Origin of the sequence: Rhodococcus sp. Q1 (assembly GCF_004153645.1) — a bacterium.
Classification (GTDB): domain Bacteria; phylum Actinomycetota; class Actinomycetes; order Mycobacteriales; family Mycobacteriaceae; genus Rhodococcus; species Rhodococcus gordoniae.
Map to the genome: position 1 here is coordinate 36,421 of NZ_SDMJ01000016.1, position 10,508 is coordinate 46,928.

Here is a 10,508-nt window from a genome sequence, read left to right on the forward strand (position 1 = left end):
GACACTTCGGGATAATGGAAGATCGGCTGTCGTTCGACTGCCCGGCCAGTACGGTGCCGGGTGGCAGCGGGGGGCGGTGGCGCGCGCACAGCGCAGTGCCGAGCGCAGGTTATTTCAGGAGGCTGACGTAGATGACGGGTGACATGGCGGGCAAGCCGGCGCTGGCGATCGAGGACCTTCCCCGGTTGCTCGCCGCCGTCGCGGACATCGAACCCGACCGTGTCGCCCTCTCCGACGGTGACACCCGTATCGGCTACGCGCGCCTGCGCGACGAGATCGCCACACTCGACACCGCCATGGGCGGTGCGCTCGGTTTCGACGCGCTGTTCCCGGTCGTCCTGTCGAACATCGCGCCCGCTCTGCTCGGTGTCCCGGGTCTCGCGGGGGTGGTCGACGCGCTGCTGGCCGACGCCGTCGAGGTGCTCGGCGACGATGCGGCGGCACCGGCCACGGTCGATCCCGGCACGCTCGCGGCGCGTTTCGACGCCCAGGTGGCCCGGACACCCGATGCCGTCGCTCTCGAGTTCGACGGACAGAGCCTGACCTACCGGGAGTTCGACGCCCGCGTCAACCGTCTCGCCCGTCACCTCATCGGTCTCGGTGTGGGCCCCGACGCACGCGTCGGTCTCGCGGTCCGTCGATCGTTCGACCTGCTGGTCGGCATGTATGCGATCGTCAAGGCCGGCGGCGCCTACGTGCCGCTCGATCCCGACCATCCGGCCGACCGCCTCGCCTACGTCCTCGAGATCGCCGAGCCGGTCGCGGTCGTCACCACCGAACGCGACGCCGTCGATCTTCCCGGTTCCGTCCCGGCGCTGACGATCGACACCCTCGAGCTGTCCGAGATCTCCGGCGATCCCATCACCCCGGAGGAGCGCCGCGGCGCGCTCACGGCCGATCACCTCGCGTACGTCATCTTCACGTCGGGTTCGACGGGACGGCCGAAGGGCGTCGCCGTCGAGCACCGGGCGATCGTCGCGAACATCGACTGGCGCCAGGCGGAGTACGGGATGCGCGCCGACGACGTCGTGCTGCAGAAGACACCGTTCACCTTCGACGTGTCGGTCTGGGAGTTCTTCTGGCCCCTGCAGGTGGGTGCCCGCCTCACGATCGCCGTGCCCGACGGGCACCGCGACCCGGCCTATCTCGCGCAGACGATGATCGAGCGTGGCGTGACGATCGCGCACTTCGTGCCGTCGATGCTCGCCGTCTACCTCGCCGAGCCCACCGCCGCGTCGGTGAGCACCCTCCGCTACGTCTTCGCGTCCGGTGAGGCGCTGCCGCCGCAGACGGTCGCCCGTTTCTACGAGATCTCCTCGGCGCGTCTGCACAATCTGTACGGGCCCACCGAGGCCGCGGTCGACGTCACCTATTTCGCGACCTCGGCCGACGACACCGTCGTGCCCATCGGTGCCGCCGTGGCCGACACCGGTCTCTACGTCCTCGACGAGGGCCTGCGCCCCGTCCCCGACGGTGTCGAGGGCGAGCTGTATCTCGCGGGCGTCCAGCTCGCGCGCGGTTACCTCCGTCGCCCCGATCTGACCTCCGATCGTTTCGTCGCCGACCCGTTCGGGGAGCCCGGCGACCGCATGTACCGCACCGGCGACCTCGTGAAGACGAACGAGGACGGGCAGATCGAGTACATCGGCCGTACCGACTTCCAGGTGAAGCTGCGCGGTCTGCGCATCGAACTCGGCGAGATCGAATCGGCGCTGCTCGACCATCCGGGCGTGCGGCAGTCGGTCGTCGTCGTGCACTCCGACCCCGCGCTCGGCGATCACCTCGTCGCCTATCTCGTCACCGACGGCCGCGACATCGAACGGTCCGAGCTCGCCGACGCCGTGCGCCGGCGTCTGCCCGACTACATGGTGCCGTCGCTGTTCGTCGAACTCGACGAGTTCCCGCTCGGCGGCAGTGGCAAGCTCGACCGGAAGGCGCTGCCCGCACCGGATTTCAGCTCTTTGCAACGCGAGTACCGCGCACCGTCGACGGCCACCGAGCACGCCGTCGTCTCGGCGTTCGAGCAGATCCTCGGCATCGAGCGGCTCGGCGTCGACGACGACTTCTTCGAACTCGGCGGCAACTCCCTGAGTGCGACGCGGGTCGTCGCGCGGCTCGGCTCCGACCACAAGGTCCGCATCGACGTCCGCGAGTTCTTCGACGCCCCGACCGCGGCCGAGCTGGCCTCGCTCGTCGACGCCGCCATGGCTTCCGGTGCCGACGGGCGAGCACCGCTGGTTCCGCAGGTGCGCCCGGAACTGGTGCCGTTGTCGCTCGCGCAGCAGCGGATGTGGTTCCTCAACCGATTCGAACCCGAATCGGCGGTCGACAACATCCCGGTGGCGATCCGCCTGTCGGGTGCACTCGACGCGGCGGCTCTGCAGGCGGCGGTCGCCGACGTGCTCGGCAGGCACGAGTCGCTGCGGACGGTCTACCCGGATGTCGACGGTGTGGGCTATCAGCAGGTGCTGCCGGTGGACGAGGTGGTGCCCGATCTGACGCCGGTCCCGGTGGCCGAGTCCGATCTGATCGCCCGGGCCACCGAGATCGTCGGTACCGGCTTCGACGTGACCTCGCAGGTCCCCTTCCGGGCACGCCTGTTCGCGGTCTCCGACACCGAGCACGTGCTGGTGCTGGTCGTACACCACATCGCGTCCGACGGCTTCTCGATGGGTCCGCTCACCCGCGACGTCGTCACCGCCTACGCCGCACGCGTCTCGGGCGACGCCCCGCAGTGGGAACCGCTCGCGGTGCAGTACGCCGACTTCGCGATCTGGCAGCGGGAGGTGCTCGGCTCGGAGGACGATCCGGAGTCGGTGATCTCGTCGCAGGTCGCGTTCTGGCGGGAAAGGCTCGCGGGTCTGCCCGAGCAGCTCGACCTGCCGGCCGACCGTCCGCGACCGGCGGTCGCGAGCTACCGCGGCGCCTCGCACCGGTTCGTCCTGAGATCCGAACTCCGTTCCGCCGTACGCGATCTGGCTCGCCGCACCTCCACCACCGAGTTCATGGTGGTGCACGCGGCGCTGGCGGTGCTGCTGGCGCGGTTGTCGGGTACCGACGACATCGCGATCGGCACTCCGGTGGCCGGCCGTGGCGACGCGGCGCTCGACGACCTGGTGGGCATGTTCGTCAACACCCTGGTGCTGCGCACCCGGGTGGACGGCGGCGAGTCGTTCGAGCAGGTGCTCGGACAGGTGCGCGGCGCCGACCTCGAAGCGTTCGGCCACGCCGACCTGCCGTTCGAACGGCTCGTCGAGCTCATCGACCCCGAACGGTCGACCGCCCGCCACCCGCTGTTCCAGGTACTGCTCGCGTTCCAGAACCTCGACGCCGACTCTCTCGAGCTGCCCGGCCTGACCGTCTCGGCGCTCGACGTCGACGCGGCACTCGCGAAGTTCGACCTGCAGGTCACCGTCTCGGACGACGCCACCGCAGAGGGCTATCTCGTCGACCTCACCTACGCCACCGATCTGTTCGACGCCCGGACGATGGAGTCCTTCGCCGAGCGCCTGACCCGGATCCTCACCGCGGTCGCGACCGAGCCCGCACTCCCGGTCGGTGATGTCGCGCTGCTCGACGACGCCGAGCGCACCGATGTGCTCGCCACGTGGAACGCCACCGAGCACGAACTCGGCGACGCCCGAACCCTGGCGGATCTGTTCGCCGAGCAGGTCCGGCGGTCGCCGGATGCGGTCGCGGTGGAGTTCGAGGGCGAGTCGCTGACCTACGGCGAGTTCGCCGAGCGTGTGAATCGTCTTGCGCGGCACCTGATCTCGCTCGGTGTCGGGCCGGAGACGTCGGCGGGTCTGGCGATGCGTCGCTCGCCGGATCTGCTGGTGGGTATGTACGCGGTCGTCGCGGCCGGTGGTGCGTACGTGCCGATCGATCCGGATCAGCCGGACGATCGCAACGGCTACATCCTCGACACCGCGGCACCCGTGGTGGTGCTGACCACCGAGCGCGACGGATACCGCGTGCCGGCCACGGCATCGGCGCCGTCGCTCGCGATCGACAGCCTCGACCTGGCCGCGACACCGGCCGAACCGATCACCGACGCCGATCGCATCGCGCCGTTGCGTCCGTCGAACACCGCGTACACGATCTTCACCTCGGGTTCGACCGGCCGCCCGAAGGGTGTGGCCGTCGCCCACGCCTCCGTGGTCAACCAGATTCGGTGGATCACCACCGCATACGGGATCGGCCCCAACGACGTGGTGCTGCAGAAGACCCCGTTCACCTTCGACGTGTCGGTCTGGGAACTGTTCGGCACCCTCACCGTCGGTGCACGCATGGTGATCGCAGCCCCGGACGGTCACCGCGACACCGCCTACCTCGGCACGGTCATCCGCGAGCGCGCGGTGACGATCACCTCCTTCGTCCCGTCGATGCTCGCGGTCTTCGCCGCGTCGGTGTCGCCGGACGACTGCGCGTCGCTGCGCACCGTGCTCGTCGCGGGTGAGGCCTTCCCCCTGTCGGTGGCCGAGCAGTTCTCCCGGATCAGCGCCGCCGAACTCCACAACCTCTACGGCCCCACCGAGGCCACGGTGCACGCCACCGCCCGCCCCGTCGCGGGCACGACCGGTGGTTCCGTCGCGATGGGCGCTCCGGTGTGGAACACCCGCGCCTACGTGCTCGACGCGCGACTGTCGCCGGTTCCCGCCGGGGTCGTGGGCGAGCTGTACCTCGCGGGCGCGCAGGTGGCGCGCGGCTACGTCGGCCGCCCCGATCTCACCGCCGAGCGTTTCGTCGCCTCGCCCTTCGGCGACGGTGAGCGCCTGTACCGCACAGGCGACCTCGTGCGCCGGCGCAACGACCACAGCGGCGACCTCGAGTACCTCGGCCGCACCGACTTCCAGGTCAAGCTCCGCGGTCTGCGCATCGAGCTCGGGGAGATCGAGACCGCGCTGCTCGACCACACCGGGGTCTCGCAGGCCGCCGCCCAGGTGCGGCACGAACAACTCGTCGCCTACGTGGTCCCGGCCCCGAACACGACCTTCGACCGCGACGCCGCGCAGGCCGCACTGAGCACGGTGCTCCCGGCCTACATGGTGCCGTCGCAGTTCACGGTCCTCGACGAGATGCCGCTCGGAAGTTCGGGCAAGGTCGACCGGAAGGCGCTGCCCGATCCGGTCTTCGAGACCCGCGGTTTCCGTGCACCCACGACCCCGGTCGAAGAGGTCGTCGCCGGCGTGTTCGCCGGCGTCCTCGGCGTCGATCGCGTCGGACTCGACGACGACTTCTTCGCGCTCGGCGGCAACTCCCTCATCGCCACGCAGGTCGTCGCGCGTCTCGGTTCGGAACTGGGAACCGTTGTGCCCGTTCGTGTGCTGTTCGAGGCGCCCGGTGTGGCCGCGCTCGCCGCCCGCGTCGAGCAGAGCGACGCGCAGGGCCGCACGCCGCTCGTGGTGCAGGAGCGTCCGGAGCGTGTGCCGCTGTCGCTCGCGCAGCAGCGGATGTGGTTCCTCAACCGGTTCGAACCGGAATCGGCGGTCAACAACATTCCGGTCGCGGTCCGGTTGACCGGCGCGCTGGACGTCGAGGCGCTGCGCTCCGCGGTGGCCGACGTGCTGGGCCGGCACGAATCCTTGCGGACGATCTACCCGGACGTCGACGGTGTGGGCTACCAGCAGGTGCTGCCGGTGTCCGAGGTCGAACCCGACCTGTCACCGATCGATGTCACCGAGACGCAGCTGGTGCAGAGCATCACGGATCTCGTCTCGTCCGGTTTCGACGTCTCCACGCAGGCACCCTTCCGGGCGCAGCTCTTTGCGGTGTCGGCGACCGAACACGTGCTGGCGCTGGTCGTGCACCACATCGCAGCCGACGGCTTCTCGATGGGTCCGCTCACCCGCGACATCGTCTCCGCCTACGCGGCCCGGGCGGCCGGAGGGGAGCCGGGCTGGGAACCGCTGCCGGTGCAGTACGCCGACTTCGCCATCTGGCAGCGGGAGGTGCTCGGCTCGGAGGACGATCCGGAGTCGGTGATCTCGTCGCAGGTCGGCTTCTGGCGGCAGACGCTCGCGGGTCTGCCCGAGCAACTCGACCTGCCGGCCGACCACCCCCGCCCCGCGGTCGCCACCAACCGGGGCGCCCTGTACGAGTTCACGCTCGACGAGACGCTCCACGATCGCATCGTCACGCTCGCCCGCGAACGCAACGCGACTCCCTTCATGGTGGTGCACGCGGCGCTGGCGGTGCTGCTGGCGCGGTTGTCGGGTACCGACGACATCGCGATCGGCACTCCGGTGGCCGGCCGTGGCGACGCGGCGCTCGACGACCTGGTGGGCATGTTCGTCAACACCCTGGTGCTGCGCACCCGGGTGGACAGCGGCGAGTCGTTCGAGCAGGTGCTCGGACAGGTGCGCGGCGCCGACCTCGAAGCGTTCGGCCACGCCGACCTGCCGTTCGAACGACTCGTCGAGGTGCTCAACCCCGAACGGTCCACGGCACGTCATCCGCTGTTCCAGGTGATGCTGTCGTTCCAGAACCTCGAGACCGGCACGCTCGAGCTGCCCCGTCTGACCGTCGGGGCCGTCGACCTCGACATCACGACCGCCAAGTTCGACCTGCAGTTCGTCGTCACCGAGACGCCCACTGCGAGCGGTGCGGCCGAGTACTCGGTGGGCCTGACCTACGCCATCGATCTGTTCGATGCCCGCACCGTCGAACGTGTCGCCGACCGCTTCGTCCGTCTGCTGGATGCCGTCACCGGCGACCTCTCGGTCACGGTGGGCGATGTCGATCTGCTCGACGACGCCGAACGCGTGCATCTGCTCGAGCGGTGGAACGACACCGACCGTGTGCTCGACGGCACCTCCACCCTCGTGGATCTGTTCGCCGAACAGGTCCGGCGGTCGCCGGATGCGGTCGCGGTGGAGTTCGAGGGTGAGTCGTCGACCTACGGCGATTTCTCCGAGCGTGTGAACCGCCTTGCACGGCACCTGATCTCGCTCGGCGTCGGCCCCGATGCGCGGGTGGGTCTGGCCATGCGTCGCTCGCTGGATCTGCTGGTCGGTATGTACGCCGTCGTCGTTGCCGGTGGTGCCTACGTGCCGATCGATCCGGATCAGCCGGACGATCGCAACGGCTACATCCTCGACACCGCGGCGCCGGTGGTGGTGCTGACCACCGCACGCGACGGATTCCGTGTCCCGGGGGAGAGGTCTGTCCCGAGCCTGCTCGTCGACTCCCTCGATCTGTCCGCGACGTCGGCCGAACCGGTCACCGACGCGGAGCGGACGTCCCCGTTGCGGGCGTCGAACACGGCCTACGTGATCTTCACGTCGGGTTCGACGGGCCGGCCCAAGGGTGTGGCGGTGCCGCACGGCGCGATCGTCAACCGCCTGCGCTGGATGCAGCACGAATACCCCCTGACCGAGGCCGACAGGGTACTGCAGAAGACCCCGTTCACGTTCGATGTGTCGGTGTGGGAATTCTTCTGGCCCTTGCAGATCGGTGCCCGTCTCGTGGTCGCCGTACCCGACGGCCATCGGGATCCGCGGTACCTGGCGTCGGTGATCGACCGGCGTGCCGTGACGGTCGTGCACTTCGTGCCGTCGATGCTGGCGGTGTTCGTCGCCGAGGCCTCGGTCGACCAACTCACCTCGCTCCGCCACGTCTTCGCCTCCGGCGAGGCCCTGCCGCCCGCACTGGCCGCCCGCACACGCGCACTGCTGACCGACGCCGGTCTGCACAACCTCTACGGTCCCACCGAGGCGGCCGTGGACGTGACCTATCACGAGGCCACCGACGCCGACACGGTGTCCGTGCCGATCGGTGCGCCCGTGTGGAACACCCGCGTCTACGTCCTCGACGAGCGTCTCGCGCCCGTCCCCGTAGGGGTCGCGGGAGAGCTCTATCTCGCGGGCGTCCAGCTCGCGCGCGGCTACGTGCAGCGCCCCGATCTCACTGCCGAACGCTTCGTCGCCTCGCCCTTCGGCGACGGTGAGCGTCTGTACCGCACCGGCGACCTCGTGCGCCGGCCGGACGAGACGGGTGAACTGGACTACATCGGCCGCACCGACTTCCAGGTCAAGCTCCGCGGTCTGCGCATCGAACTCGGGGAGATCGAAACCGCGCTGCTCGACCTCGACGAGGTCGACCAGGCCGTGGTGCTCGTCCGGCAGGACCAGCTCGTCGCCTACGTCGTCCCGCAGCCCGGAGCGACCTTCGATCAGGCGGTGGCCGGTGCGGCACTGTCCGCGCAGTTGCCGGCCTACATGGTCCCCGCCACCTACGTGCTCCTCGACGCCATGCCGCTGGGTGCGTCCGGCAAGCTCGACCGCAAGGCACTGCCCGATCCCGTCTTCGAGGTCAGGGCGTTCCGCGCTCCCACCACCTCCACGGAACAGGTCGTGGCGTCGACCTACTCCGAGGTTCTCGGCGTCGACCGCGTCGGTCTCGACGACGACTTCTTCGCGCTCGGCGGAAACTCGCTCATCGCCACCCGAGTGGTCTCCCGCATCGGTGCCGCGCTGAATGCCACCGTGCCCCTGCGACTGTTGTTCGAGGCCGCGACCGTCGAAGACCTTGCGGCGCGCCTCGAACACGGAGTGTCGGGTGGCCCGCGCCGTCCCCTCGTCGCCGGCGAACGACCCGACCGGGTTCCGCTGTCGCTCGCGCAGCAGCGCTACTGGTTCCTCAACCAGTTCGACACGGCGTCCTCGGCGGTCGACAACATCCCGATCGCTGTGCGGCTCGTCGGCGACCTCGATGTCGACGCGCTCCGCGCGGCAGCACGCGACGTCATCGCCCGGCACGAATCGCTCCGCACCATCTACCCGGACTCGCCCGACGGACCGCACCAGGTGGTGCTCCCGCTCGACGGTGCGCTGCCCGAACTCGTCGTGCGCGACGTCGCGGAGGCCGAACTCGAACCCGAGATCGTGGCCTTCATGTCGACGACCTTCGATGTGACCGCCGAGGTGCCGGTCGCGGTGCGCATCTTCCGCGTCAGCGACGACGAGCACATTCTCGCGCTGGTCGTACACCACGTGTCGGCCGACGGCGCGTCGGTCGGCCCGCTGACCCGAGACCTGATGACGGCCTACGTGGCACGGTCGCGGGGCGACGCGCCGGCGTGGGAGCCGTTGCCCGTGCAGTACGCCGACTACGCGTTGTGGCAGCGCGAGGTGCTCGGCCGCGAGGACGACCCCGAATCGTTGGCCGCGAAGCAGGTCGCGTACTGGAAGCAGGCGCTCGCCGGCCTGCCCGACCAGCTCGACCTCCCGTCCGATCGTCAGCGTCCGCCGAGTCAGAGCTTCCGCGGCGAATCGTTGCAATTCACGATCTCGCCCGAATTGCACCGCGGTCTGCAGGAACTTGCGCGGTCGAAGAACGCGACGTTGTTCATGGTCGTCAACGCGGCCTTCGCGACCGTGCTCGCCCGACTCTCGGGCACGCGCGACATCGCGATCGGCACCCCGATCGCCGGTCGCGGCGAGCGCGAGCTCGACGATCTGATCGGCATGTTCGTCAACACGCTGGTCTTCCGCAGCGACGTCGATCCGGCCCAGTCCTTCGAGCGACTCCTCGAAGGCACCCGTGAGACCGACCTCGGCGCGTTCGCGAACGCCGATGTGCCGTTCGAACGCCTGGTGGAAGTGCTGAACCCGGTGCGCTCGACCGCCCGCAACCCGCTCTTCCAGGTGGGTCTGTCGTTCCAGAATCTGGCGCGCACCCAGCTCGAACTGCCCGGGCTGACGGTGAGCTCCACCGATTTCGAACTGCAGCTCGCCAAGACCGACCTGCAGCTCACGGTGTTCGACCATTACGACGACGACGGTGCGCCCGACGTCATCGATGCCACCTTCACGTATGCGACCGATCTGTTCGACGAGTCGACGGTCGCGGGCTTCGCACAGCGCTTCGTGCGTGTCCTCGAAGCGATCGTCACCGACCCGGCCACGGCCGTCGGCGACATCGACATGCTCGACGGATCCGAGCGGGTCGAGATCCTCGAGTCGTGGAACGCCACCGACCGTGCGGTGGAGCAGACGTCGACCCTGGTCGATCTGTTCGACGAGCAGGTTTCGCGGGTGCCGGATGCGACGGCGTTGGTGTTCGAGGGTGAGTCGCTGACCTATGCGGAGTTCGATGCGCGGGTCAATCGTCTTGCGCGCAGGTTGATCTCGGAGGGTGTGGGTCCGGAGTCGACGGTGGCGCTGGCGATGCGTCGCTCGGTCGAGTTGCTGGTCGGTATGTATGCGGTGGCCAAGGCCGGTGGTGCGTATGTGCCGGTGGATCCGGATCAGCCGGACGAGCGCAACGCGTACATTCTCGACGCCGCAGCGCCGGTGGTCGTGCTGTCGACCGAACGCGACGATTTCGTCGTGCCGGGGGAGAGGTCTGTCCCGAGCCTGGCGATCGACACGCTCGATCTCTCGGACGTCTCGGATGCATCCATCGCAGACGGCGAACGGGTCGCGCCGTTGCGTGCGTCGAATACGGCGTATGTGATCTTCACGTCGGGTTCGACGGGCCGGCCGAAGGGTGTGGCGGTGCCGCAC

1 protein-coding gene is annotated in these 10,508 nt (G+C 69.3%); it reads left to right on the forward strand.

Features of this window, described 5'->3' with window-relative positions:
* Positions 1-131: 131 nt before the first annotated feature.
* The coding region (locus EQ874_RS22715) for a non-ribosomal peptide synthetase (RefSeq protein WP_242496895.1) at positions 132-10,508 on the forward strand (10,377 nt) is incomplete at its 3' end.